This is a genomic window from Xanthomonas protegens (assembly GCF_038442435.1).
Taxonomy (GTDB): domain Bacteria; phylum Pseudomonadota; class Gammaproteobacteria; order Xanthomonadales; family Xanthomonadaceae; genus Xanthomonas_A; species Xanthomonas_A sontii.
Genome location: NZ_JAQJCQ010000014.1, coordinates 94,475 through 118,806 on the forward strand (window position 1 = coordinate 94,475; position 24,332 = coordinate 118,806).

At 69.8% G+C, this 24,332-nt stretch carries 20 protein-coding genes; 3 read left to right on the forward strand and 17 right to left on the reverse strand.

Features of this window, described 5'->3' with window-relative positions; translation table 11 throughout:
- Nucleotides 1-126 precede the first annotated feature (126 nt).
- From PIQ37_RS15970 to PIQ37_RS16000, 7 genes are all read right to left on the reverse strand, one after another.
- On the reverse strand, nucleotides 127-732 hold the full coding sequence (locus tag PIQ37_RS15970; protein ID WP_342074200.1) for a nucleotidyltransferase family protein: 606 nt from the start codon (nucleotides 730-732) through the stop codon (nucleotides 127-129).
- Nucleotides 732-1,706, reverse strand: coding sequence for an XdhC family protein (locus tag PIQ37_RS15975; RefSeq protein ID WP_407137075.1), 975 nt, complete (start codon nucleotides 1,704-1,706; stop codon nucleotides 732-734). Before PIQ37_RS15975 ends, PIQ37_RS15970 begins: the two co-directional genes overlap by 1 nt.
- 317 nt (nucleotides 1,707-2,023) lie before the next feature.
- Entirely contained in the window at nucleotides 2,024-3,172 is a 1,149-nt protein-coding gene (locus PIQ37_RS15980) for a winged helix-turn-helix domain-containing protein (RefSeq protein ID WP_342074202.1), read from the reverse strand.
- A gap of 166 nt (nucleotides 3,173-3,338) precedes the next feature.
- Complete coding sequence (locus PIQ37_RS15985; protein ID WP_342074203.1) at nucleotides 3,339-4,463, reverse strand: hypothetical protein; 1,125 nt, start codon at nucleotides 4,461-4,463, stop codon at nucleotides 3,339-3,341.
- A gap of 236 nt (nucleotides 4,464-4,699) precedes the next feature.
- The gene (gene rtcA, locus PIQ37_RS15990; protein ID WP_342074204.1) at nucleotides 4,700-5,719 is read right to left on the reverse strand and encodes an RNA 3'-terminal phosphate cyclase; all 1,020 of its coding nucleotides are present in this window, start codon (nucleotides 5,717-5,719) and stop codon (nucleotides 4,700-4,702) included.
- Between the two features lie 96 nt (nucleotides 5,720-5,815).
- Nucleotides 5,816-7,036 (reverse strand): RtcB family protein, encoded by a 1,221-nt coding sequence (locus PIQ37_RS15995; RefSeq protein WP_342074205.1) that lies wholly within the window; start codon nucleotides 7,034-7,036, stop codon nucleotides 5,816-5,818.
- An 807-nt stretch (nucleotides 7,037-7,843) separates the two neighbouring features.
- On the reverse strand, nucleotides 7,844-9,391 hold the full coding sequence (locus tag PIQ37_RS16000; protein WP_342074206.1) for a TROVE domain-containing protein: 1,548 nt from the start codon (nucleotides 9,389-9,391) through the stop codon (nucleotides 7,844-7,846).
- Nucleotides 9,392-9,575: 184 nt separating this feature from the next.
- On the opposite strand from PIQ37_RS16000, the gene rtcR reads away from it, so the two are divergent.
- On the forward strand, nucleotides 9,576-11,186 hold the full coding sequence (rtcR, locus tag PIQ37_RS16005) for an RNA repair transcriptional activator RtcR (protein ID WP_342074207.1): 1,611 nt from the start codon (nucleotides 9,576-9,578) through the stop codon (nucleotides 11,184-11,186).
- A 206-nt stretch (nucleotides 11,187-11,392) separates the two neighbouring features.
- Here the strand turns inward: rtcR and PIQ37_RS16010 are convergent, their stop codons facing one another.
- The 9 genes from PIQ37_RS16010 to PIQ37_RS16050 all read right to left on the reverse strand — a co-directional run bounded on the left by PIQ37_RS16010 (nucleotide 11,393) and on the right by PIQ37_RS16050 (nucleotide 21,543).
- A complete protein-coding gene (locus PIQ37_RS16010; RefSeq protein ID WP_017907264.1) occupies nucleotides 11,393-11,881 on the reverse strand; it encodes a transcriptional repressor in 489 nt (162 codons plus the stop codon).
- Between the two features lie 16 nt (nucleotides 11,882-11,897).
- Complete coding sequence (gltX, locus tag PIQ37_RS16015; RefSeq protein ID WP_342074208.1) at nucleotides 11,898-13,304, reverse strand: glutamate--tRNA ligase; 1,407 nt, start codon at nucleotides 13,302-13,304, stop codon at nucleotides 11,898-11,900.
- A 165-nt stretch (nucleotides 13,305-13,469) separates the two neighbouring features.
- On the reverse strand, nucleotides 13,470-14,354 hold the full coding sequence (locus PIQ37_RS16020; RefSeq protein WP_342074209.1) for a carbon-nitrogen hydrolase family protein: 885 nt from the start codon (nucleotides 14,352-14,354) through the stop codon (nucleotides 13,470-13,472).
- Nucleotides 14,351-14,956 carry a GNAT family N-acetyltransferase gene (locus PIQ37_RS16025; RefSeq protein WP_342074210.1) on the reverse strand — a complete coding sequence of 202 codons (606 nt, stop codon included), beginning with the start codon at nucleotides 14,954-14,956 and terminating at the stop codon, nucleotides 14,351-14,353. The genes PIQ37_RS16020 and PIQ37_RS16025 overlap by 4 nt, the downstream gene beginning before the upstream one ends.
- A 384-nt stretch (nucleotides 14,957-15,340) precedes the next feature.
- Nucleotides 15,341-15,772: a hypothetical protein gene (locus PIQ37_RS16030; protein WP_342074211.1), complete on the reverse strand. Its 432-nt coding sequence runs from the start codon at nucleotides 15,770-15,772 to the stop codon at nucleotides 15,341-15,343.
- A 22-nt stretch (nucleotides 15,773-15,794) separates the two neighbouring features.
- Nucleotides 15,795-17,114: a cell envelope integrity protein CreD gene (creD, locus tag PIQ37_RS16035; protein ID WP_152246690.1), complete on the reverse strand. Its 1,320-nt coding sequence runs from the start codon at nucleotides 17,112-17,114 to the stop codon at nucleotides 15,795-15,797.
- A 230-nt stretch (nucleotides 17,115-17,344) separates the two neighbouring features.
- Nucleotides 17,345-18,793, reverse strand: a complete 1,449-nt coding sequence (gene creC, locus PIQ37_RS16040) for a two-component system sensor histidine kinase CreC (protein ID WP_342074212.1) — start codon at nucleotides 18,791-18,793, stop codon at nucleotides 17,345-17,347.
- Nucleotide 18,794: 1 nt separating this feature from the next.
- Nucleotides 18,795-19,505 carry a two-component system response regulator CreB gene (creB, locus tag PIQ37_RS16045; protein WP_342074213.1) on the reverse strand — a complete coding sequence of 237 codons (711 nt, stop codon included), beginning with the start codon at nucleotides 19,503-19,505 and terminating at the stop codon, nucleotides 18,795-18,797.
- A gap of 91 nt (nucleotides 19,506-19,596) precedes the next feature.
- Nucleotides 19,597-21,543, reverse strand: coding sequence for a GGDEF domain-containing protein (locus PIQ37_RS16050; RefSeq protein ID WP_342074214.1), 1,947 nt, complete (start codon nucleotides 21,541-21,543; stop codon nucleotides 19,597-19,599).
- 236 nt (nucleotides 21,544-21,779) lie between these two features.
- Here PIQ37_RS16050 and PIQ37_RS16055 point away from each other — a divergent pair, with 236 nt between their 5' ends.
- Nucleotides 21,780-22,637 (forward strand): 23S rRNA (adenine(2030)-N(6))-methyltransferase RlmJ, encoded by an 858-nt coding sequence (locus PIQ37_RS16055; RefSeq protein WP_342074215.1) that lies wholly within the window; start codon nucleotides 21,780-21,782, stop codon nucleotides 22,635-22,637.
- 27 nt (nucleotides 22,638-22,664) lie between these two features.
- On the opposite strand, the gene PIQ37_RS16060 is transcribed toward PIQ37_RS16055, so the two are convergent.
- Nucleotides 22,665-23,627, reverse strand: coding sequence for a YwqG family protein (locus tag PIQ37_RS16060; protein WP_342074216.1), 963 nt, complete (start codon nucleotides 23,625-23,627; stop codon nucleotides 22,665-22,667).
- Nucleotides 23,628-23,759: 132 nt separating this feature from the next.
- On the opposite strand from PIQ37_RS16060, the gene PIQ37_RS16065 reads away from it, so the two are divergent.
- The gene (locus PIQ37_RS16065) at nucleotides 23,760-24,302 is read left to right on the forward strand and encodes a GNAT family N-acetyltransferase (RefSeq protein WP_342074217.1); all 543 of its coding nucleotides are present in this window, start codon (nucleotides 23,760-23,762) and stop codon (nucleotides 24,300-24,302) included.
- Nucleotides 24,303-24,332 lie beyond the last annotated feature (30 nt).

Here is a 24,332-nt window from a genome sequence, read left to right on the forward strand (position 1 = left end):
CGCGCAGTTTGCTCTCGTAGGAGCGGCTTCAGCCGCGACAGGCGTTACCGGGAATGCCTGTCGCGGCTGAAGCCGCTCCTACAAGGGGGGGCGTCGGTCGCAGCAACACCGCGGCCGATGCAACCGCTACGGATCCAGCCACCCTTTCGCCACCGCCGCCTGCACATCCTCCGGCGTGTCCAGGTCCAGCGCCAAGGCCGGCGCGACGATGCAGCCGAGGCTGTCCGGCGCCAGCGTTGCGAACAACGCGCGCAAGCCCTGGTCGCCGCCCAATGGCAGCGTGCGCCAGCGCTGCTGCGCCACCACCGCCGGCATGCCGCGCACGCCGGCGTAGGCGCTCACCGCGCAGCCGGAGGCCGCCCGTGCGGCCGCCGCCAGCAGATCCTGCAGATGCGCCGCGGCCAGCGCCGGCTGGTCGCAACCGAGCACCAGGCTGTGGGTGATCGCGGCATCGTCGCCTACCGCCGCACGCAGGCAGTCCAGGCTGCCGCCCATGCCGGTGGACCACTCCGGATTGCGCACGCATTCCACCGGCAATCCCTCCAGCAGCGGGTGCAGCGCCTCGGCTTGTGCACCCAGCACCACCACGCAACGCGCCGGCGCCGTGGACAGCGCCAGGCGCACGACCTTGCGCAGCAGCGGCTCGCCATCGCTGGTCAGCGTCTGCTTGGGACGGCCGAGGCGGAGGCTGCCACCCGCGGCCAGGATCAGCGCCGCGTGCGCCTGCGCCATCACCTAGCGCCCTCGGCCAGCAATCGCGGCGCTGCCGCCAGCGCATCGCGATGCGATCGCCGCAACCTGTCGCTCGCCTGCGCGACCGCACTCAGCCGCGGCGGCGCCGCCCGGCTGGCCTGCAACTGCGCGGCGATGCTCAGCGCGATCGCCTCCGCGCCGTTGCCTCCCAGGCGCAGCCCGATCGGCGAATGCAGGCGTGGCGACAACTGCGCGCGTTGCGTCGGGCTCAGCAAACGGAACAGGTCCTCACGCCGCCGCACCGGTCCCAGCAGGCCGAGGAACGGAATCGCGCTACCGGCCAGCGCGTCCAGCGCTTCGCGATCCAGTTCGAAATTGTGGTGCATCACCAGCGCCGCATCGCTGCCGTCACAGTCGGCCAGGGCGTGGGTCGGCGTGCATGCCAGGGCGCGGTCGGCCAGCGCCGCCAACGCAGACCAGCGCGGCCGCTGCTCGACCAGGGTGGTCATCCAGCCCAATTGACGCAGCAGGGGCAGCAACACTGGGGTTTCCGGGCCGGCACCGAAGACGCTGACCCTCGGCGGTGGCGGCACCTGCACTTCGCCGACCCGCGGCGACGCCGCAGACAGCGCGTGCCAAGGCAGGCACCACCGCAACGCCTGCGCGGCCACGCTGGCGGCGATGCGACCGTCGGCCTCGAGCGCCAGGGTCAAGCCACCGCGCCCCTGCAACCAGGCCTGGGCCAGCCCGTCGAAGCCCGGCAAGGCGAGCAGCGGCAGCAAGGCCAGGTGCAGGCGGCCACGGCAACCGGCTGACGAACCCGACAGCAGGTCTTCGTCCTCGCGCGTATCGATCTCCATCCACACCGGCATGCCGGCGACGGCGGCCTCCGCGGCGCAGCGCGCGATCTCCGGCTCCAGGCAACCGCCGCTGAGCCAACCCTGCTGCGCACCATCGGGGCCGAACAAGGCCATCGCCCCGGCACGCGCGTAGGTGGAGCCTTCGCGGGCCATCGCCACGGCCAGGACCGCGGGCGTACCGCGCCGGCAGGCGTCGATTGCAGCATGGAGACAGTGTCGGGCAGCGGACATGCGGCGGCACAGGCAACGTGGGAAACCCGAGCCTAAGCGGCGGCCTGTGGTCGCGAGGTGACCCTGGCCGCGGTGCGTAGGCATCGGGTTCGCGGCGACGGCAGCGCAAGGAGGCGGCAACCGGCCTACGCATGCGATCGGAGATGCGCGGCACCATCTAGAAGTCCGGCGCTGCGCCGTGGATGCCGTTGGCGCGAGCTGTGCCGCCGCAAGCCATACCTGGCGGCGGCAGCGCCCGGCTACAGCAAATGGAAGCGTTCGAACCGCTGCAGCGCCGCGTCGATCATCGCCTGCAGCGCCGGGCGCCGCGGTTCCAGCCAGGTCCATTGCTGGATCAGCAGGCGGCCGGCGCGACGGTCCATCTTCAGGTCGAGCGCGGCGACGATACGGTCGCCGACCAGCACCGGCAGTGCGAAGTAGCCCAGCACCCGCTGCGGCGCCGGCACGTAGGCCTCGAAGCGATGGAGGTAGCCGAAGAACTGCTGCAAGCGCTTGCGCTGGATCACCAGCGGATCGAATGGCGACAGCAACTGCGCCCGCGTCGGATCCGGCGGCGGCGGCGTGCTGTCCAGCAGCTCCGGCTCGGCCCACAGGGCGACGCCCTCCTGGCCCTGCAGATGCACCGGGCGCAGGCGCTTGCGCGCCACTTCCGCGGCGATCAAGGCGCGCACCGCCGGCTTGGCGACGGTCTCGCCGTAGCAGATCGATTCAACGCCGACGATGCCCTGCGCGCGCAGCGCACGCTGCAGCAGGTAGCGCGCATAGTGCGCCTCGCTGACCGGACGCGGCCGCTGCCGCCAGCCGAAGTGCCGCGCAGCCAGTTCATAGGTCTTGAGCATGCCGCTGCGCTGGCTGACCACCAGGTCGCCACTGAAGAAGCCGTACTGCAACGCGGCCCGCGATGGCTTGCGGCTGCCCCACGGATGGGTCTTCTCGACCAGCACCTCGTCGTCGATGTCGCGGATCGACAACGGCCCCTCGCTACGGATGCGCCGCAGCAAGCGCGCGTAATCCTGCGCATTCACCGTGCCCCTGGCATCGGCCTGCGCGCGCCGGCGTGCCATCTGCGCCACGTACATGCGGTAGTCGGCGACCGGCACGTAGGCCAAGGCATGGGTCCAGTACTCGAACAGCGACTTGTCCTGCGACTGCGCCTGTTCCAGATCCCGTTCGCGGTACTCGGGAATGCGCGTGTACAGCACGTGGTGGTGGCTACGCGCGATCACGTGGATGGTGTCGATCTGCACATAGCCCAGGTGCGCGGTCGCCTGCCGCACCGCCTCGGCGCCACGGCCGAATGGCGCCGGGGTGGTCAGACGCTGGGCATGCAGCCACAGTGCGCGCGCCCGTGCGGGCGCGAGCGGGACAGAAGCGACGGGAGTGCGCATCGGAACGAGATTCCTGGCAATGCGGTGGCACCGATCAGGATAGCAACCCAGGACGCGCAACGCGGTTCTCAGGCACTCGCTGTGATGGGGCTCCGCTACGCCGTCGCTCCGATTTCCAACGCGGCAATGCCGCGCCGGAAAGCGCGTAGCACGCTACCGCCACGCGTCACGGCGGGCAGGACGTGCCCGCGTTGCGGTGATAGCAGGCATTGCCGACCGCGACCCATCCCGATCCGAGTTGGTTCGCATCCTGCGCGCTCATGTTGCAGGTGTACTGGGTCAGCGTGCCTGCCGCACTGCAGAAGGTGCCACCCGGCCAGGTCTTGACGCTGGGCTCGTACCAGATCGTGGTGCTGATGGTCTTGCCCTGGGTGATATGGCCCATGTACACCGACGTCAGTGTCCAGTGGCTCGGATCGCGGTCCAGGTTGATGGGGTTGCCCTGCTTGTCGCGCACCGGCTTGGTGTGCCCCTTGCCGATGACCTGCAGCAGCCTGGGCAGGAAATCCACGTCGTTGGACGTCGCCGTGCCGGCGAGGTTCCACTGCCCGCCCATGTTGCGGATGTCGTCGTCCAGGCAGAAGTCCAGACTCTGCGTGTCTTCGTACCCATGCGGGCACCACGGCGTGGACGGATCCTGCGCAGGGGTCGCGCCGGTATGGCCCAGGTCGATCTGATAGAACAGGGTCTGTCCCTGCGTATTGCCGAGGATGAAACTGAAGGCATAGCCGGTGCCGCTGGGCGCCGTACCGCCGCAGCGGACATCGTCCTCGTAGGTCCTGCTCAACCCGACCCGCATACGGATCGCGCCAAGGCTGGACAGCGGCGCACTGGGCGTGAAGCCCAGCAGGGCATTACTGCCCCAGAACCTCGAATCGGCGGTCACCAGGAACAAGTCCTTCTCGCCATCGTACGGATTCGGATTGCCCGGATCCGAGCCGGCGCACTTGTTGTCGGCCTGCGCCAGTTCGTAGGCGTTGGCATGACCGGCGTACAGCGGGTAGTACTTCACCCGCGCACGCACACTCTCCGCTTGCCAGCCCTGCGCCGAGCCGCCGACGACCGGCTGCAAGGTATCCGAACTGTTCGGATTGGCGCCCCATTGCGCCAGGGCATACGCGGTGGGCCGTTGCGGCCCGGACGTGCCGAGGATCTTGCCGTTGTCGTCGTTGAAGATCAGCGACGCGGGCAGCGGCTGCATGAGTTCGGTGGGGGGATCCGCCATCGCCTGCGCGATCGGCAGCAGCGTCGACGACACCAACCAGCACAGCACGCGCACGTTCTTGTCCATGTGCATCCTCCATTGCGCCTGATCCTGCGGCGGGAACCCGGCACACCGCCGGGACCGCGCGGGACTGCGCCCGCGCCGCGCCATTATGGTCCTGCATCCGGCAAGCGGCGGCGCCAAACGTAGACAAGCGGCGGCGCGTCGGGCGCCGCTGTCGATCTTTCAAATCCACGCAAGCATGACGGCGCCCGCTGTGCCTTCCCTGGCATCGACACACCCTGCCAGCAGTACCGCCGCTCTCAGCTGGACACGACCACCCGCCACTGCTGTGCGGCCACCTGCTCCCAGGCGATCTCCACCGGCAGGAACTTCTCGATCAGGCGGGCATTGCTGGACAGGTGCGCGCTGACCGTGTCGGTGGTGAAGGCGCCGCCGCCAGCCAACGCCATCGGCAGCAACAACTGGTCGGCGAGGTGCTCGCCGACGCAGGCGCCGCTGTCCAGGTAGCGGCGCACCTGCGCCGCCAGGCGTTCGCCGACCTGCTCGGCGGAGACACCGCGCTCGCCGTGGCCGGCGAACACCTCCACGTGCGCGGCATGCCGCACCCGCACCAGTGCGGTGTTGCCCGGTCCCTGCGCCGGACGCACGCTGTGCACGTGGCGCGGATTGGCGTCCACGCCAAGTCGCTCGGCCAGCACCGCCAGTTCGCGCCGGCCGATCTTGCCGGACAGCCCCGAGATCAGCACCTGCGCCTCGATCGCCTGCAACGCGCCGCGTGCCGCGAAGTCCACGTGCCGCAACTGCGCACAAGGCGCGATGCTGGCGCGCAGCGCGCCGCCGCCGGCCGGATAGAAGCCGTGCCGGTCCAGCGTCAGCGCAGCGCTCACGCCCAGGCGCTGCAGCGCCGGCAGCCAGGTCTCGGCGAGGAAGTCGGCGCAGGGCGCCAGCGGGTTGTGGGTGCCGCCCTCCAGGGTCAGTCGCGACGGCGCAGCGGCGCGCCACAGCGCCGGCAGCACCGTCTGCAGCACCAGTGTGGTCGAGCCGGCACTGCCGGTGGCGAACTGATAATCGCCGGGCACGACCGCTCCAGGCTCGAAGCGCAGCGTGGTCGCGCCGATCTGCGCCCCGTGCGTGCGCGCCTGGCCGATCGTGGCCGCGGCGACGACCGCGGTCAGGTGCTGGCGCATCAGGCCCGGGCGCGGACGTGCACCACGGATGTTGCTGAAGGTGAAGCCGGTGCCGGTGCACAGGCTCAGCGTCAGCGCGGTGCGCAGCAGCTGCCCGCCGCCCGCCGCACCGTCGAGTTCGATCATGTCCATTGCAAAGCAATCCATCGTTGAAAACGCCCGTGCGGGCCAACCCGCGCGAACGATCGGTGCCGACCGACGGCAGTGCAAGCCGGCCGGCACCTGTGACTACCCCTTGACGCACACCACCTGCCGCAGCGTGTGCACGATCTCCACCAGATCGCGCTGCGCGGCCATCACCGCCTCGATCGGCTTGTACGCTGCCGGCGACTCGTCCACCACGTCCTGGTCCTTGCGGCACTCCACGTGCGCGGTGGCCTTGGCGTGCTCGTCGACGCTGATGCGGCGACGCGCCTCCGTGCGGCTCATCACCCGGCCGGCACCGTGGCTGCAGCTGTGGAAGCTGTCGGCATTGCCGAGCCCGCGCACGATGAAGCTCTTGGCGCCCATGCTGCCGGGAATGATACCCAGCTCGCCCTTGCGCGCGCTCACCGCACCCTTGCGGGTCACGAACACGTCCTTGCCGAAGTGGTGCTCGCGGCTGACGTAGTTGTGGTGACAGTTCACCGCCTCGGCCTGCGCTTCGAACGGCTTGGCGATCACCGTGCGGACCGCCTCGACCACGCTGCGCATCATGATCTCGCGGTTGATCCGCGCATAGCGCTGCGCCCAGTCCACCGCGAACACGTAGTCGCCGTAGTACTGGCTGCCTTCCGGCAGATAGGCCAGGTCCTGGTCCGGCAGGTTGATCATCCAGCGCCGCATTTCTTCCTTGGCAAGCTGGATGAAGTGGTTGCCGATCGCGTTGCCCACGCCGCGCGAGCCGGAGTGCAGCATGAACCAGACCCGCTGGGTCTCGTCCAGGCACATTTCCACGAAGTGGTTGCCGGTGCCGAGGGTCCCGAGATGCTGCAGGTTGTTGGTCTTGCGCAGGCGCGGATGGCGCTCGCAGATCAGCGCGAAGTCGCTGGCCAGCTGCGCCCAGCCGTCCACCGCCGCGCCCGGCGGCGTCTGCCACGCGCCCTTGTCGCGCGCGCCGGGCGTGCGCCCGTGCGGCACCGCGCGCTCGATCGCGCTGCGGACCGGCGCCAGGTTGTCCGGCAGGTCGCTGGCGACCAGCGAGGTACGCGCGGCGATCATCCCGCAACCGATGTCCACGCCGACCGCGGCAGGCACGATCGCGCCGATGGTCGGCACCACCGAGCCGACGGTCGCGCCCTTGCCCAGGTGCACGTCCGGCATCACCGCGATCCAGCGGTGGATGAAGGGCAGCTTGGCGATGTTCTGCAGCTGCTGGCGCGCCTCGTCCTCCAGCGGCACGCCGCGGGTCCACAGCTTGATCGGCGCCGCTCCCGGCTGCGCGATGACGTCGTACTGCTCGGTGTTCATGGTGTTGCTCCTTGTGTAACGCATAGTCAAAGAAAAAAAGCGCGGTGACGAGGGAGGGTGGAACCTTCCGCATGGCGTCACTGACGCCGTGCGGCCGGGACTCGAACCCGACCCATGAAGGGCTGCCAGATGGAGTTCCACCTGCATTCACCGCAAAACCAACGCATCGCCTTATGCGGCAAGTCCATACGCGGAACGATCGCTCTACCGCTGAGCTACCGCCGTAGGGCGGGCGGGATTCGAACCCGCGACCGATGGAGTTCCGCCTGCATCCGCCAGGCAACGCCTACAACAGGACCGACGACGGCCACGACAAGAGAGATGGAACGTTCCCGCTCTGTCCAACTGAGCTACCACCCCATCGCAGGGTGGGCGGGACTCGAACCCGCGACCTGGAGCTTAAGAGGCTGTAGTTCCATCGGCATTCGTGGACGCCGGCGGCGAAACCGGGAAGCGGCAGCTGCCGCTTCCATCAACTGACATCGTGTTTCTCCTGCGGCCCGGCGGGCCCCATTGCCCGCCGGGTCCAGTGCTTCCATGCAACGCACACAACAAGACCGACGACGTCCGCGACAAGAGGGATGGAACATTCCTGCTCTACCAACTGAGCTACCAACCCCATCCTTGGAGTGGGCGGGACTCGAACCCGCGACCTGGAGCTTAAAAGGCTGTAGTTCCATCGGCATTCGTGGACGCCGGCGGCGAAACAAGGAGACCACCATCGCCGCCTCCCTCAACTCGAATCGTGTTTCTCCTGCAGCCCGGCGGGCCCCATTGCCCGCCGGGCAAACCAGCTTTCAAGCTGCCTCACACCACGATCGAGCCGATCCGCTCGACCCAGCGCTTGGCGCCGGCGCCTTCGGCCGCGAACGTGGCCAGCAGGTCGAACACTGCGTCGCTGAAGCCGCCGACATGCAGGATGTCGTCGCGCTCAACCGTCTGGCTGGTGGCCACCGGCTGCAGGTCGATGCAGACCATGCGTGCCTGCGGACACCGCGCCTTCAACTCCGCCCAGGCCCGCATGGTCGCCGTCGCCCCGTTGCGGGTGTCGCGCCAGCTCTCGTTGTCCGACACCAGCACCAGCAGGTCGACCGGCGCGCGTTGCGCATTCAACTGCAGCAGCGGCGCGCTGACGCTGGTACCTCCACCGCACAAGGCGGCCAGTTGCTGCGCCTGGGCGATCACGTCCTGGCGCTGGCGCAACCGCAGCGACCGCACCTGGGTGTCGAACGGCAACACCGTGGCGCGCGGATTGACCCGCTGCACGCAGGCAGCGATCAGCGCGGCGACATCCACGCAGCGCACGCTGCTGCTGGCGCCACGGCGGAAGCCGGTCACCGGTGCGGCCATCGACCCGGAGACGTCCACCGCGACCACTACCTTGCCGTCCAACCGCGGCACCTGCCGCGTCGCGATCTCCATCGCGTCGCGCAACGCCTCGCCGATCTGCGGTGGCAACTGGCTGGCCGCGGTGCTGGCCACCAGCAACTGGTACGGAAACACCCGGGCGCGCTGGATCTGCGCCGGATCGCGCAAGCGTGCCGCGACCTGCGCCACCATCGCCTCGTCCTCGAACACGCCGTGCCGCGCGAAGGTGTTGAGGTTCATGCGCAGGGTCTGCCACGAGGCATTGCGAGCCAACGCCGCCCAATGCGCCGCGGTCAGCGGCAAGGCGGTGTAGTACTGGAACGGCAGCTCCGGCAACGCCGCCGACGGCGCGCGCTTGAACGCCTCGTACGCCTGCAGCATCGCCGGCAACGCCTCCTCGCGGTACGGCTTGCCGACCACCCACGCGTACAGCGCCTCGCGCTCGGCGTCGGCCGGCTTCGGGTGGACCATGCGGATCACGTCGGCCAGCGACGGCTGCTGGCCGATCGCCGCCTGCACGATGGTCTGCGCCGAGGCCTGCTGCAGCCACTGCCGCACCAGGCGCTTGGGCCGCGACCCCAGCGACTTGCGCCCGAGCTGCCCGCTGCGCACGATCTGCACGAAGTTGCGCAGCAGGCGGCCGTTGTCGATCACGCGCGGAAAGGCCCGGGCGAACAGATCCGGATCGCGGGTGGTCAACGTGGCCAACAGCAATGCCGGCATGTCCTTCATGTGCGCGACTTGGCGGGCGTAGATCGCGGTCTGCGCGACGAAGGCCGGCTCGACCTGCGCGCACAGCCCGAGCACCTGCTGCAGTTGCACCTCGGCACCGGCATAGAACGTGCCATTCAAGCAGCCGGTGGCCGCGTACAGCGCCAGCGCCGCCTGCGGCGAACGCGCATAGGCGGCGCCACCGGCGTCGTTGCGCACGGTCGCCGGCGGCAGCAGCGCGCCACGCGAGGACGAGAACAGAGAGAGATTGGTCATGTGAGGCTCCTGGCGGGAACGGCCCGCGTTGGTGATGAAGAGGTATCGCAATGGACGTGCCAACTTTTCCAGGATTCAATTAGTACATTGATTTAAAAGAAAAAATTTCCAAACAGGAAGAATTGACCACTTGCCCCACACCAAATATTTCTATAACTTCAGCGCCGTTCTTATAAGGATGGATATGGACAGGCCACAGGTCGTGTTCGGCATGCTAGGCACCCAACTGGATTCCGGCAGCGGCCCCGGACGCTGGGAGAAGTGGCGCCCGACGGTGGCGCTGGGGATGCACGAGGACTTCCTGCTCAGCCGCCTGGAGCTGCTGACCGACCTGCGCCGCTACCAGAAACTGGCGCAGCTGGTGAGCGAGGACCTGGGCCAGGTCTCGCCGGACACGCAGGTGCGGCTGCACGACACCTACCTGGCCGACCCCTGGGATTTCGAAGGGGTCTACGCCACACTGCACGACTTCTTCGCCGGCTATACGTTCCGCCCGGACGAAGAGGACTACTACCTGCACATCACCACCGGCAGCCACGTCAGCCAGATCTGCGGCTTCCTGCTGACCGAGAGCCGGCACTTCCCGGGGCGCCTGCTGCAGACCTCGCCGCCGCGCAAACAGGGCAGCGGCGAGGCCGGCGCCTACACTGTGATCGACCTGGACCTGTCGCGCTACGACCGCATCGCGCAGCGCTTCCAGCAGCAGCAACTGCAGGACCGCGCGCTGCTGAAGAGCGGCATCGCCACGCGCAATGCGGCGTTCAACCGCATGATCGAACAGATCGAGACCGTGGCCACGCGCTCTAAGGCGCCGATGCTGCTGATGGGTCCGACCGGCGCCGGCAAGAGCCAACTGGCCAAGCGCGTGTTCGAACTGAAGAAACTCAAGCACCAATTGCCGGGACGCTTCGTCGAGGTCAATTGCGCCACCCTGCGCGGCGATGGCGCGATGAGCGCGCTGTTCGGCCACACCAAGGGCGCCTACACCGGCGCGGTCAGCGACCGCCCGGGACTGCTGCGCTCGGCCCACCAGGGCCTGCTGTTCCTCGACGAGATCGGCGAGCTGGGCCTGGACGAGCAGGCCATGCTGCTGCGGGCACTGGAGGAGAAACGCTTCCTGCCAGTCGGCAGCGACCGCGAGGTGGACAGCGAATTCCAGCTGATCGCCGGCACCAACCGCGACCTGCACCAGCACGTCGCCCAGGGCCGTTTTCGCGAGGACCTGCTGGCACGCCTGAACCTGTGGACGTACCACCTGCCCGGCCTGGCCGAACGCCGCGAGGACATCGAGCCGAACCTGGACTTCGAACTGGAGCGCTGGTCACGCGAGCAGCACCAGCGGGTGACCTTCAATCGCGAGGCGCGCAGCCGCTATCTCACCTTCGCCACCAGCGCGGAGGCGCGCTGGCACGGCAACTTCCGCGACCTCAGCGCCTCGGTGATGCGCCTGGCGACGCTGGCCAATGCCGGACGCATTCAACTCGAGCTGGTGGAGGAGGAAATCGCGCGCCTGCGCCGGCAATGGCGCGACGGCACCCCACCCTCGCCGCTGGATGCCCTGCTCGGCGATGCGGCGGCGCAGCTGGATCGCTTCGACCGCGTGCAACTGGAAGACGTGGTGCGGGTCTGCGCCACCGCCAAGTCGCTGTCGCAGGCCGGACGCGAACTGTTCGCCGTTTCCCGCACGCAACGCGCCAGCACCAACGACGCCGACCGCCTGCGCAAGTACCTGGCGCGGTTCAGTCTGGACTGGGAGCAGGTGCGCGAGGGCGGGCGCGCCGCGCCGCAGGACTGAGCGATCGCCCGAGCACCTCACGCGATCCGCGTGCGGCGCTGCGAGACACGAAAAGGCCGCAACCGGGCTGGCCAAGAGAACAGCGGGAACGGAACCGCCCTACCCGCGCGGCGCAACACTTGGCCCCCCGCGCGTGCGGCAGCCAGGCTCAGATCGATCGAACGCCCTGCCTGGTCGCTACGCAACGCCCAGCAAAGCGCGCCGGCTCAGCCCGCGCACTTCGCGCACAGCCCGTGCACTTCCAGGGTCTGCGCCTGCGGCTGGAAGCCCAGCGCCTTGGCGCGCTGCTCCAGCTGGCTGACCACGTCGCGGTCCTCCAGCTCCACCGCGCTATGGCAGCGGTCGCAGATCAGGAACGGTACCGAGTGCTGGGCGCTGCTCGGGTGATGGCAGGCGACGAAGGCGTTGACCGATTCGAGCTTGTGCACGAAGCCGTTGGCCATCAGGAAGTCCAGCGCGCGGTACACGGTGGGCGGGGCGTCGGCGCCCACGCCCTTGCCCTCGCGCACCCATTCCAGCAGGTCGTAGGCCTTGACCGGGCGCCCGGCCTCGGCGATCAGCCGCAGCACGTTGGCGCGGATCGGGGTCAGGCGCAGACCGCGCTCGCGGCTCACCCGCTCCACCACCTTGACGAAGTCGGCAGCGTCGTGGACGTGGTGGTGCGGCTCGGTGCAGGCGGTCTTCTTGCTGGACATGACGGTCTCCCGGGAATCAGCTTCCCGCTGGGATCTTGATGAGCGCGGCGTCGATGCGTTTCAAGGCCTCCTCGCGACCGGCCAGGTAGACGGTCTGCGAGATGTCCGGGCTGACCTGGGTGCCGGTGATGGCCACGCGCAGCGGCTGCGCCACCTTGCCCATGCCGATCTCCAGGGCGGCGGCGGTGTCGTGCAGCGCGGCGGCGACACCATCCAGATTCCACTGCGGCAGTGCGGCCAGCAGCTCGCGGGCCTTGCCCAGCGCCAGTTCGGCGCCCGGCTTGAAATGCTTGGCCACCGCCGCGTCGTCGTAGCTGGTCAGCGGGCGGTACCAGACCTCGGCCTTCTCGGCCATTTCCTTCAGGGTCTGCACGCGCTCGCGCAGCGCCACCACCACCTCGGCCGCGGCCGGGCCGGCGGCCGGGTCGATGCCGAGCTTGCGCAACTGGAACTCCAGCTGCGGCGCGATCGTCGCCGGGTCGTCGCTCTTGAGATAGTGCTGGTTGACCCAGCCGAGCTTGGCCATGTCCAGGCGCGCGGCCTTGGAATTGACGTCCTTGACGTCGAACAGGTCGATCAGTTCCTGGCGCCCGAACAGTTCCTGGTCGCCGTGCGACCAGCCCAGCCGCGCCAGGTAGTTGATCAGCGCGTGCGGCAGGTAGCCGGCGTCCTTGTACTGCATCACGTCGGCCGCGCCGGTGCGCTTGGACAGCTTGGCGCCCTGCTCGTCCAGGATCATCGGCATGTGCGCGAACTTCGGCACCGGCGCGCCCAGCGCCTGGTAGATGTTGATCTGCCGCGGGGTGTTGTTGATGTGGTCGTCGCCGCGGATCACCTCGGTGATGCCCATGTCCCAGTCGTCCACCACCACCGCGAAGTTGTAGGTGGGATAGCCGTCGGGGCGGAAGATCACCATGTCGTCCAGTTCGCTGTTGGCGATCTCGATGCGGCCCTTGATCAGGTCGTCGAACGCCACCACGCCCTCGGTCGGGTTCTTGAAGCGGATCACCCGGTTCGGATCGTCGCGGTGCGGCAGGTTCAGTTCGCGCGCGGCGCCGTTGTAGCGCGGCTTTTCCTGCCGCGCCATCGCCGCTTCGCGCATGGCGTCCAGTTCCTCGCGGGTCTCGTAGGCGTAGTAGGCCTTGCCCTGCGCCAGCAACTGCTCGGCCACCTCGCGATACCGGTCCAGGCGCCGGGTCTGGTAGATCGGGCCTTCGTCGTAGTCCAGGCCCAGCCACTCCATCGCCTCCAGGATCGCGTCGATCGCCGCCTGGGTGCTGCGCTCGCGGTCGGTATCCTCGATCCGCAGCACGAATTCGCCGCCGCGGTGGCGCGCCTCCAGCCAGCAGTACAGCGCGGTGCGCGCGCCGCCGATGTGCAGGTAACCGGTGGGACTGGGGGCGAAACGGGTGCGGCAGGCCATGGAACGCTCGAAACGACGGGAATCGGGCGATTTTACCCTGCCAAGCAGGCGCCTGCCGGCGCACGGGATTCGGGATTGGGGATTCGGGATTGGTACGAGCAGCATTTTGCCCAGGGACAGGACCTGCCACGCCAGGGCGGACTGCTGGCGGCGCAAAATCCTGCTCTACGCGAACCCACTCAGTTCCGCGCGCACCAAGGCCGGTGCCAGTTGGCCGCGCCAGTCGCGGTCGTTGGCTACTTGCGCATTGGCGCGGCTGGCCTCGAACGCGGCGAAATCCAGCTCGGCGATTGCCCAGACCTGCTCGCCATGGGTCTGCGCGACGATGCCGTCGGCCGGGAAACCAGCGTCCATCGGCGCATACAGCGTGGCTTCGCCGGTGTTCACGTCCAGCGCCGGGCTCCATTCGGCGACGCCGGCGGTCACCGACTGGGCGACGAAGATGCGGTTCTCCAGCGCCCGCGCCAGGCAGCCCACGCGCACGCGGGTGGCGCCGGCCTCGGTGTCGGTGCAACTGGGCACCAGCAGCAGGCGCGCGCCGGCCTCGTACTGGGCGCGCACCGGCAGCGGGAACTCGCTGTCGTAGCAGACCGCCACGCCCGCGCGCACGCCTTCGGCCTCGAATACCTTCAGTGCCTCGCCGCCGTCGATCAGGCCGGTGGCTTTTTCGAAGCCGGTCAGTTGCAGTTTGTCCTGCCAGCCCTGGCCACCGTCGGGGGTGAACCAGTACGCGCGATTGCGGTAGCGCCCCTGGCCCACGTCGAGCAGGAAGCTGCCGGCGACCACGTGCAGGCGATGGCGCCGCGCCAGGTCGGCGAACAAGGCCAGGTACGGCGCATGCAGTGCCTGGATCGCAGCGAGCGAGGCCGGCAGCCGCGCCGACACCTCGGCACCGAAGGTCGCGGCCAGTTCCAGCGACAGGTACTCCGGCAGCACCGCCAGCTGCGCGCCGGCCTGGGCGGCCTCGCCGAGCAGCGCGGCCTGCTTGTCGGCGAAGGCGGCGAAATCGGCAGGCGCGCCGATCGGATATTTGGCGACGGCGACTTTCATGCGGCAGGCTCCAGCGCGCGGGTCCAGAAACCCAGGGTATGCGGCGTCTCGCCGGGGTCGACCTCGTTCCACGGCAGGTGCATGCGCAACCCCGGCTGCGGCTGATAGCCGCGCTTGCGCCAGAACGCGTCGTTGCCGCGGTACTCCGGCGGCCGCCGCGGGTCGTCGGGCGCCCGCTCCACCGAACAGAACGCGGTCAGCCGGAAACGACTCAGCGCGCGCGCATGCGCCTCGCGCTCGTCGAAGAAGGCATGGCCGATCCCACGGCCGCGGTACTGCGGCAACAGCACCGATTCGCCGAAATAGAACACCTCGGCCGGGTCGATGCCGCTGCCGGCGAAGGCCGCGGCGAACGCCTCGGCATCATCGAGCAGCGGCAGCCCGGTGGAGGCGCCGACCACCTGCTCGCCGTCGCGCGCCAGCACGAACACGCTGTCGGGCGAGGCGGCATAGGCCGCCAGGTACCCGCGTTCGTAGCCCAGGTCGCCGTCGTAGAGGTACGGCCAGTCGCGGAACACCGCGATGCGCAGCTGCGCGACCGCGTCCAGGAACGGCACGATCCCGGCGCCGCGCAGGCGCTGAATGGAGAGCGGAGAGTGCATCCGTGCACTCTACCGCAAGCGTTTCCCTGGCGCTGCCTGCCTGGCGATGCCCTTGCACATGCGTCCTTGCTGCGTCCCTGCATGGGCGTCCTGCCCGTCCTGTGATGCAGGCGCTTCCTTGCCCTGCCTGCGACGCCTTGGCGTGTGCGTCCTCGCCGCCTCCCTGCGTGAGCGTCCTGCCCGTCCTGTCACACAAACGCCTCCTTGCGCTAGCTGCCTCGGCGATGCGCTTGCGTGCACCCTTGGTGCCTCTCTGCGTGGCGTCCCGCACGTCCTGTGCCCCATGGCGGCATCCGTGCCACCGTCGATGTTCCTGTCGTCAATGGCCGATGACCATCCGACCGATCCCGCCACCGTGGCGGCGATCGATGTGGGTGCCCTGCGTCAGCGCCACCAGCGGCACAGCAGCGCGGCCTGTGCCGGCAGCACCAGCAAGCGCGCGCGACCTTCCGCTTCCCAGGTCACGAACCCCGGCGCAGGTGTATCCCTTTCCCGCTCCACGTCCATCGCCCAGTCCGGATCGCGCCGCACCGCGCGCCAGGGGCAATAGCGCCAGGGCGCGACGTCGCCGGGCAAGGCCGCACGCGCCTGCAGTGCGCTGGCCAGGAACGCCACCGCGTCGCTGGCCAGGGCGGCGCGGCTGCGTTCGCTCAAGCGCAGCCACAGGGCCCCGCCGCGGTCGGCGGCGGTGACCAGCGCGGCCTGCGCGCTGCGCGCCAGCGCCCCCGGCAGGTTGCCGGGATGCAGACCATGGGTCTCCAGGGCGGGCGGCAGCAGCGCCTGCAGACGTCGATGCAGATGACGATGCGCGACCATGTCCGGCTCTCCTCGCGGTGGCTCAGCGCAGCGACGCGCCGAGTTCGTACCAGTCGATCCGGCGGGTGATCCACATGATCGCGCCGAGGATGCCGAACAGCAGCAGCGAGCCCATCAGCAAGGCGTTGTCCTCCGAGGCCAGCAGGCCGTACAGCGCGCCGTACAGCACGGTGAGCATGCTGGCGAAGCCGGCCGCGCGCAGGCGGCTGCGCAATACCCCGGACAGGTAGAAGAACTGCAATCCGATGCAGGCCACCGCCGAGACCAGATACGCCTGCCAGAACGGGATGTGCTCGGACAGGCTCAGCAGCAGCAGGAAGAAGATCGCCAGCGCCAGGCCCACCAGCAGGTACTGCAGCGGATGGATCGGCAGGCGCTTGATCAGCTCGAACAGGCCGAAGGCGACGAAGGTCAGCACCACGAACAGCAGGCCGTACTTGCTGGCGCGCTCGGCCTGGGTATACACGTCCACCGGGTCGACCAGGTCCACGCGCAAGGCGTCGAGATCCTGTCCGCCGGAGGCCAGCTGCGCCTGCGCGCCGGTCGCCAGCGACGACAGCGCCCAGCTCGCCTGGAACCCCTGCGCGGTGATGCGGCGCTCGTTGGGCAGGAAGCGGCCGCCGAACAGCGGATGCGGCCACGGCGAGTTCAGCGCGATCTGGTTGTCGTCGCCGACCGGCACGATCGACAGCGCCTGGGTGCCGTCGAGCACGAATTCCATCTGCACGTCGTGCAGGTCGGTCAGCCGCCCCTGCTGCGTATCGCGCAATGCCGGCAGCACCGCGTGCACGCCCTTGGAGATGTTGGCCAGCCCTTCCGAGCCAGGCTGCAGCGGCAGCGCGCGGCCGTCGGCGCGCAGGTTCGGCGTGCCGACCAGGCCGCGCACGTCCTGCAGGCCGATCGCCAGATACGGCGTGCCGTACTGGCGGCGATCGACAGCGGCATAATCGAGATCGTCGAACTCGGCCTTGAGCCGCGCATGCCAGCTGTACACCTGCACCTTGAACAGGCCGATGTGGCGCTGCGCGGGCTTCAGTTCGCCTTCGACCTGCAGCCGCCGCGGCGCCTGCAGCACGTAGCCGGTCTCGGTCTCGCGCTTGGTCACCCGCTTGCCGTCGGCGTCGAGGACGGCGACCTCACGCTCCTGGGTCCACGGGATCACCCGCAGCGGGCCGAGCAGGCGCTGTTCGCCGGCCTTGCTCTGCGACACCCGCTCCACCGCTTCGTCGCGGTAATGCTGGCGGTCCTGCACGGTGCCGCGAATCATCAGCAGCGGGATCAGCAACAACAGGATCAATCCGCCGATGGTGGCGAATCGCAACAGCAGTTTCAGGGACTTCATGGCGGCCTCGCGTCTTGGGAGGGCGCCAGGATGCGGCCGCTGCGTGGGCGGGGTTTGAGGCGAATTTGAAGTGAGTGTGAAGCCGGGATTGGGGATTGGGTAATCGGGATTGGTGGCCGGCATCCTGTCGGCGCGGCATGCGCTACTGCAGGAGCGGCTTCAGCCGCGAAGGGTTCTACCGGGAACGCCCGGTCGCGGCTGAAGCCGTTCCTACACGAGCGCTCTCCGGCTCAGGCCAGCGGCAATGCCAGGCAGGCTACCGCACCACCGCCGTCGCCATCGCCGTTGCGCAGGCTGGCGTCGCCGCCGTGCAGGCGCGCCACCTCGCGCACGAACGGCAGGCCGAGGCCGGAGCTGCGCTGGCCGGTGACCGGGCGCGCCAGCGAATAGAAGCGCTCGAACACCCGCTCCAGCGCGTAATCGGGAATGCCCGGACCGGCATCCTCCACCATCAGCAGCACGCGCGCATCGGCGCCGCGTTCGGCACGCAGCACGATGACCGCGCCCTCCGGCGAGAAGGCGATGGCATTGTCGAGCAGGTTGTGCAGCGCCTGGCGCAGCAGGTAGGGATCGCCCGACACCGCCAGGGCCGGGTCCAGCACCTGGACCTGCAGTTGCAGGCCGCGCGCCTGCAGTTGCGGCGCCAGCGCTTCGGCCAGCCCGGCGCACAGCGGCGCCAGCGCCACGGGTTCGCGCCGCTGCAACCAGCCGTGTTGCTCGACCTCGGCCAGCGCCAGCAGCTTGTCGATGGTCTCGGTGAGGCGCTGCTGCTGCTCGGCGATGTTGCGCACGAAGCGTTGCCGCTCCGGTTCCGGCAACGGCTCCTGCAGCAGTTCCGCCGCACCACGGATCGCGGCCAGCGGGCTCTTCATCTCGTGGGTCAGCGACTGCACGTACTGCTCGACGTACTGCTTGCCCTCCAGCTTGCGGCGCATCGTCTCCAGCGCGCGGCCGAGATCGCCGATCTCGTCGCGGCGCGGCGGCGGCGGCGGCACCGGCGCACCGGCACTGACCGCCTGCGCGTAGCGGTTGAGCCGGCCGATGCCGCGCAGCAGACCCCACGTCATCAGGATCCCGATCAGCGCCGAGATGCCGATCAGCCAGGCGCCGCGCAACAGGATGCTGCGCTGGCTGGCGACGATGAACGGCTCGATGCTGCGGTTGGGCTGGGACAGGGTCAGCACGCCGATCAACCGCCGCGGGTCGGCCGGATCGTAGACCGGCGCGGCCACGTGCATCACCGTGTGGTTGGGGTCGCCGTCGGCCTCGGGGCTGGAGCGGGCGCCGTACTCGCCGCGCAGGGTGCGGTACACGTCGTTCCAGCGCGAGTTGTCGCGACCGATGTCCTGCCCGCGCGAATCGAACACCACGATGCCCGCCGCATCGGTGAGGGTGACGCGGTAGTCGACGCTGTGCTTGGGAAAGCGCCAGACCATCGCCCGTGGATCGCGCCGTTGCGCCGCCGCTAGGTCGCGGGCGAAACGGCCGCTGGCGATGCGCCCGTCCTTGAGATCCTGCGCAGCCATCTGCGCCAGCACGTTGGCCGCGTCCACCAGGGTCGATTCCATCGCCTGGCGCACGCCCGGCTTGACCTCGTTGACGAACACCCGCATCACGAAGAACGCGGCCACGCCGACGATCAGGAAGAAGCCCAGGAACAGCTTCAGCCCCAGCCGCACCTCAGGCCTCCAGCGCGTAGCCGAGGCCGCGGTGGGTGCGGATCGGATCGTCGGTGGCGCCGGCCGCGCGCAGCTTGGCGCGCAGGGTCTTGATATGGGTGTCGACAGTGCGGTCGGCGCTGTCGGCGCTGCTGTCCCAGCCGCGGTCCATCAACTGCGCGCGACTGAGGATGGCGCCTGGCCGCTGCAGCAGCGCCGCCAGCAGCGCGTACTCGTAGCGGGTCAGGTCCAGCACCGCACCGCGCCAGCGGATGCGGCGGCCATCGCGATCGATGGCGAAATCGCCGTGCTGTTGCCAGCCGGCCTCGGCGTCGCCGACGACCACCGCCGGGCGCCGCAGCCGCGCCCGCACCCGCGCGACCAGTTCGCGCGGCGAGAACGGCTTGGCCACGTAGTCGTCGGCGCCCAGTTCCAGGCCGAGCACGCGATCGATCTCCTCGTTGCGCGCGGTCAGGAACAGCACCGGCACCTGGCTGAAACCGCGCAGCGTGCGGCACACCTCGAACCCGCTCAGATCCGGCAGGCCGACGTCCAGCACCACCACGTCGATGCCGCCGGCGCGCAACTGCGCCAGCGCCTCGCGCCCGAGCTGGCAGTGGCGCACCTGGTAGCCCTCGCTGCGCAGCGCGTAGAGCACGGTATCGGCGATGGCGGATTCGTCCTCGACCACGAGGACACAGGCGGCGGCGGGCGTGGACATGGCGCGCAGCATAGCCGTCGCGCGGGCGCCGCGGCAGTCCGTGCAGCCATTCCGCGGCACCGGTCGTGGGTCGGCACGGAACCCGGTGCGCACCCGCGGCGCGTCAGCTGTCGCCGCCGCCGCGCGTGTTGGCCGCGCCCGGCGGCGCTGCCAGTTCCACGCGGTTGCGGCCGCCGTGCTTGGCCCGGTACAGCGCGGCATCGGCGCGCGCCAGCAGCGCCTGGCTGCTCTCGCCGGCGCCGGCCTCGGCGATGCCGATGCTGACGGTCAGGCGCAGGCCCGGCACGACCGCGTCGAACGACTGCCGCTCCAGCACCTCGCGCAGCAGCCCGGCCAGCTCCCGTGCCTCGGCACAGGTGGCGCCGGGCAGCAGCGCCAGGAACTCCTCGCCGCCGGTCCGGCCGAAGCTGTCGTTCCTGCGCAGGCTCTGCCGCAGGGTGGTGGCGACCAGCCGCAGCACCTGGTCGCCCGCCGCATGGCCGTGTTCGTCGTTGATGCGCTTGAAGTGGTCCACGTCCAGCGCCAGCACCGACAGCGGCATGCGCCCGCCGCGCGGCAGCGCCGCCAGCGCGGTGTCCAGTTCGCCCAGGACCTGGCGCCGCGAGGCGACGCCGGTGAGGCTGTCGATCCGCACTTCGCGGCGGGCGCCGCGCAGGCGCCCGAGGGTCAGGAACAACACCCCACCGAGCACCGCCAGCAACAGCAGCGCCGCGCCCAGCAGCGCGCGCCGCAGGGTCGCCTCGCGCTCCATCGCCTGCAGCCGGTTACGCTGGGTTTCCGCCTTCTGCGCCAGTTGCAGCGCCGCCAGGTCGCGTTGGCGGCTTTCCGATTCGGCGATCAGGAACTGCGATTGCTCGCGCTGCATGCGCGTATCCAGTTCCTGCTGCACGCGCATCTGCGCCTCGCGCGCGTCCAGTGCCTGGCGCCAGGCGGCCAGCGCGCGCAAGGCCGTGGCCTTGAGGTCCAGCACGTCGCTGAGGCTGCGCAGGTCGCCGTTGGCGCGGTAGCCCTGCTCGGCCTGTTCGGCCAGCGCCAGCGCGGCCCGCGCATCGCCGCTGCGCTCGGCGATCAATGCATCCACATAATCGCGGCGCGCGCGCATCAGCCGCGTGGCGCCCATCGCGACCAGTTGCGCCTCGGCCTGCTGCCGCTGCGCCCGTGCCTGCGGCAGGTTGCCCAGCAACGCGTTGACCCGTGACGCGCGCAGCAACAGCGACGCCTGCGACCCCTCCAGCGGATGCCGGCCATGCAACTCGGCCGCACGCAGGTAGGCGGCCAGTGCCGCCGGCAGATCGCCGCGTTGCTCGGCGATGGCGCCTTCGCGTTCCACCGCCAGCGCCTGCATGTAGCCGCCATCGCCCTGCCTGGCCCGCTGCAGGACCTCGGCGACGACCTGGTGCGACAGGTCCGGCAGGCCCATGTCCAGGTAGGCGTCGGCGATGCCGATCAGGGTCAGCAGTGCGACCCAGCCGCCATCGCGCTGTTCGTCGAGCCGGCGGAGTTCCTGCAAGGTACGCAGCGACTGGGCGTAGTGGCCGGCATCGCGCTCGGCGAAGGCGCGCATGCGCAGGGCCGCCGCGCGCAGGCGCGGGAAACGGTGCGCATCGGTCAACGCCAGGATCGTGGTGGCGGGCCGCAGATAGGCCGGGCGCTGGCCGTCGTTGTACAGCGCATAGGTCTCGCACAGCAGGTACTCCAGGCGCACCTGCACATGGGCGCGCGCGATCGCGCCGCGCTCGCCGCGCCGCGCCTGCTCCACCGCCGCGGCCGGGCCCTGCGGAAAATGCTGGCAATCGAAGGCGTCCAGGCGCGCCCGCCGCACCGGGTCGCCGGCGGGCAGCAGCGCCTGCAGGCGCGCATGCGCGACGCGGTAGGCCTGCTCGTCGGCGGCCATGTCCTTGCCGTGCGCACCGACATCCTCGATCAGCGCATCGAACGCCGCAGCCTGCGCTGCGCCCGGGGGCGCGGCTTCGGCACGGGAGGCGCCGCAGGCGGCGAACGGCAGCGCCAACGCCAGGACACCGAGCAACAGGGGAGAAGAGATGAGCATGCGAACCGTGGCACCCGCCGACCGCCAACGCGGTATCGGCACTGCGCACCCGAACGCTCCGACGACGCCTGCGCCCGGATGCACAGGCCCATCGTCCACACCTTCCGGCCTCATGCCCGGTAGGCGCCGTGCGGCCGCCAGCGGTCGCCCGGCTAGTGTACCGCGGCCGCGGACCCGCCCTGCCCGGCACCACGGCAGGCGTGGCCGGCCGGCGTGGCGCCCCGTACACTGCGCCGATGAATTACCGCCACGCCTTCCACGCCGGCAACCATGCCGATGTCCTCAAGCACATCGTGCTGCTGGCGCTGCTCGATGCGTTCAAGCGCAAGGACAGCCCGTTCTTCGTGCTCGATACCCACGCCGGGCGCGGCCGCTACCTGTTCGCGGCCAACGAGGCGCGCAAGACCGGCGAGGCGGCCGCCGGCGTGCTGCGGTTGATGGGCCAGCCGACCCTGCCCGACGTGGTGGAGCGCTACCTGCGCGCGGTGCAGGCCGACAATCCGGTCGGCGCCCTGGTCGCCTACCCTGGCTCGCCGCTGCTGGTGGCGCAGGCGCTGCGCGCGCAGGACCGGCTGGCCGCCTGCGAACTGCAGGTCGAGGAAGCCGCCGAACTCAAGGCGTTGTTCGCCCACGACCGCCGTGTGCAGGTGCATGCCGGCGATGGCTATGCGGCGATCAAGGCATTCCTGCCGCCCAAGTCCGGGGCCAACCGGATCGGCCGCGGGCTGGTGCTGATCGATCCGCCCTACGAGGCGCAGGACGCCGAATACCCTGTGATCGTGGCCGCGCTGCGCGAGACGCTGAGCCGCTGGCCGCAGGCGGTGTGCGCAGTGTGGTACCCGATCAAGCAGCGTCGCAGCCTGCAGCCGTTCTTCCGCAAGGCCGCGGCCCTGCCGGTGACGTCGGCGCTGGTCGCCGAACTGCAGGTGCGCCCGGACGACTCACCGCTGCGGCTCAACGGCAGCGGCATGTTGCTGCTCAATCCGCCCTGGCAGTTCGAGCAGACGCTGGCACAGGCGCTGCCGCCGCTGAAGGCGCACCTGGGCGACGCCGGTGCCAGCACGCGCCTGGAGTGGCTCAAGCGCGAGGCATGAGGTGCGCGCAGCGGCGCACGCGCGCGCTCAGAAGCAATCCCAGTTGTAGGCGATGCGGCTGAAATCGCCGCGCCGCAGGTCGTCCGGATCGATGAAGAAGTTGGCGACGCCGCTGTCGCCCCACATCATCTCCTCGTCGCTGTCCAACTGCAGCAGCAGGACCTGCTTGTTCTGCAGGGTACGCGGGTCTTGCTGGGTGAACTCCGGGTAGCCGCCGAGCTTGTTCCCGCTCCGGTTCAACGTGTCGTACAGCGCGTCGTCCAGCGCATCCTGCGGCACCGCGTGACGCTTGGCGTACGCGGCGGCGACCTCCTCCAGCGGCTTTCCCAGCACCTGCTCGAAGCGCACGTCGCTGCTGCCGATGGTTTCCTCACCGACATCGAACTGCATCGCCCGCGGCCGCGCCGGATCGAACGGCAGCGTCTCGGCGGCCGGCAACGGCACCTCGGCCTGCCGCGCCGACGCCTGTGGCTGCGGCCAGTACACCACGCGGAAATTGCGTTGTTCGCTCAGCGCGGCCAGGTCGCTGCGCGCGCCGCCGAAGTTGGCGCCATAGAAATCGTCGCCGCCGATGAAGAACTGCAGCATGCCCTGGCGCGGGTAGCCGGGCAGCGGCGGCATCCGCGCCAGATCGATCTGCGCCAGCAACGCCAGCGGCTGGCCATCGGCCGCGTGCGGATACGGCTTGTCGCCGGTCCAGTAGGGGCGCCCGCCGACCTTGCTGGCCATGCGATCATCCTGCGCCATCGGCCGCAGTCGCAGTTGCACCACCGGCCGGCGCGTGGCCTGCAGCCGCGCCTGGTACGGGGCCAATGCCTGTGTCGCCAGTTGCTCCGCATCGGCGACTGGAGCGGCAGTGGTGGCGGTCGGCGTTTCGTGGTGCTGTACGCGCAGCAGCCACCTGCCACCGCCCACGAGCAGCCCCACCAGCAGCGTGGCCAGGCCCAGCCCGATCGCCGCGGAGACGGCCACGGCATGCGATGTCTTCATCGTCGCGCATTCCCTTGAACGAAGCGCCACTCTAGCAAGACCACCCGAACGGCACATCGGCAGGACGCTGCGTTCACGGGCGTAAGGTTTTGGTAATGCGAGAATCCAGGCTTCGTCGAGGATCATACGGCCATGGCTACCCGCAACCGCATGCCTCCGTGGCATGAAACCTTCACCCTGCCCAGTGGGCGCGAACTGCTGATCCGTCCCATCCGGCCGGAGGACAGCGCGCCGCTGCAAGGTGCCTTCGGCCTGCTCGGGCCGACCGAGATCCGCGAGCGCTTCCTGCATTCGACGCAGGAACTGACCGAGGACATGGCGCAACGCCTCACCCATCCCAATCCGAAGTCGGAATTGATCCTGGTCGCGGCCGAGCCGCTGCCGCCTGGCGAAGCCGTGGTCGGCGCGGTGGCGCGCGCCGCGATCACCCCCGGCACCCGCGAGGCGCAGTACGCGATCCTGGTCAGCAGCTTCGTCTCCGGCCAGGGCCTGGGCCGGCAATTGATGCGCAAGCTGGTCAAGTGGGCACGCCGCAAGTACCTGGACCGGCTCTACGGCGATGTGCTCGAACGCAACGTGCCGATGTTGCAGCTGGCCGAGTCGCTGGGCTTCCAGCGCATGCCGCATCCGGACAATCCGGACCTGGTGCGGGTGGTGCTGGAACTGGGCAGCTGAAAACCCGGGTCCCGGGACCCGGAAAAGCCA

What these genes read in the sequence shown, in the direction of transcription:
- PIQ37_RS15970 (WP_342074200.1), bottom strand. Translation starts at nt 732, where the DNA reads ATGGCGCAGGCGCACGCGGCGCTGATCCTGGCCGCGGGTGGCAGCCTC.
- PIQ37_RS15975 (WP_407137075.1), bottom strand. Translation starts at nt 1,706, where the DNA reads ATGGCCCGCGAAGGCTCCACCTACGCGCGTGCCGGGGCGATGGCCTTG.
- PIQ37_RS15980 (WP_342074202.1), bottom strand. Translation starts at nt 3,172, where the DNA reads ATGCGCACTCCCGTCGCTTCTGTCCCGCTCGCGCCCGCACGGGCGCGC.
- PIQ37_RS15985 (WP_342074203.1), bottom strand. Translation starts at nt 4,463, where the DNA reads ATGGACAAGAACGTGCGCGTGCTGTGCTGGTTGGTGTCGTCGACGCTG.
- rtcA (WP_342074204.1), bottom strand. Translation starts at nt 5,719, where the DNA reads ATGGACATGATCGAACTCGACGGTGCGGCGGGCGGCGGGCAGCTGCTG.
- PIQ37_RS15995 (WP_342074205.1), bottom strand. Translation starts at nt 7,036, where the DNA reads ATGAACACCGAGCAGTACGACGTCATCGCGCAGCCGGGAGCGGCGCCG.
- PIQ37_RS16000 (WP_342074206.1), bottom strand. Translation starts at nt 9,391, where the DNA reads ATGACCAATCTCTCTCTGTTCTCGTCCTCGCGTGGCGCGCTGCTGCCG.
- rtcR (WP_342074207.1), top strand. Translation starts at nt 9,576, where the DNA reads ATGGACAGGCCACAGGTCGTGTTCGGCATGCTAGGCACCCAACTGGAT.
- PIQ37_RS16010 (WP_017907264.1), bottom strand. Translation starts at nt 11,881, where the DNA reads ATGTCCAGCAAGAAGACCGCCTGCACCGAGCCGCACCACCACGTCCAC.
- gltX (WP_342074208.1), bottom strand. Translation starts at nt 13,304, where the DNA reads ATGGCCTGCCGCACCCGTTTCGCCCCCAGTCCCACCGGTTACCTGCAC.
- PIQ37_RS16020 (WP_342074209.1), bottom strand. Translation starts at nt 14,354, where the DNA reads ATGAAAGTCGCCGTCGCCAAATATCCGATCGGCGCGCCTGCCGATTTC.
- PIQ37_RS16025 (WP_342074210.1), bottom strand. Translation starts at nt 14,956, where the DNA reads ATGCACTCTCCGCTCTCCATTCAGCGCCTGCGCGGCGCCGGGATCGTG.
- PIQ37_RS16030 (WP_342074211.1), bottom strand. Translation starts at nt 15,772, where the DNA reads ATGGTCGCGCATCGTCATCTGCATCGACGTCTGCAGGCGCTGCTGCCG.
- creD (WP_152246690.1), bottom strand. Translation starts at nt 17,114, where the DNA reads ATGAAGTCCCTGAAACTGCTGTTGCGATTCGCCACCATCGGCGGATTG.
- creB (WP_342074213.1), bottom strand. Translation starts at nt 19,505, where the DNA reads ATGCTGCGCGCCATGTCCACGCCCGCCGCCGCCTGTGTCCTCGTGGTC.
- PIQ37_RS16050 (WP_342074214.1), bottom strand. Translation starts at nt 21,543, where the DNA reads ATGCTCATCTCTTCTCCCCTGTTGCTCGGTGTCCTGGCGTTGGCGCTG.
- PIQ37_RS16055 (WP_342074215.1), top strand. Translation starts at nt 21,780, where the DNA reads ATGAATTACCGCCACGCCTTCCACGCCGGCAACCATGCCGATGTCCTC.
- PIQ37_RS16060 (WP_342074216.1), bottom strand. Translation starts at nt 23,627, where the DNA reads ATGAAGACATCGCATGCCGTGGCCGTCTCCGCGGCGATCGGGCTGGGC.
- PIQ37_RS16065 (WP_342074217.1), top strand. Translation starts at nt 23,760, where the DNA reads ATGGCTACCCGCAACCGCATGCCTCCGTGGCATGAAACCTTCACCCTG.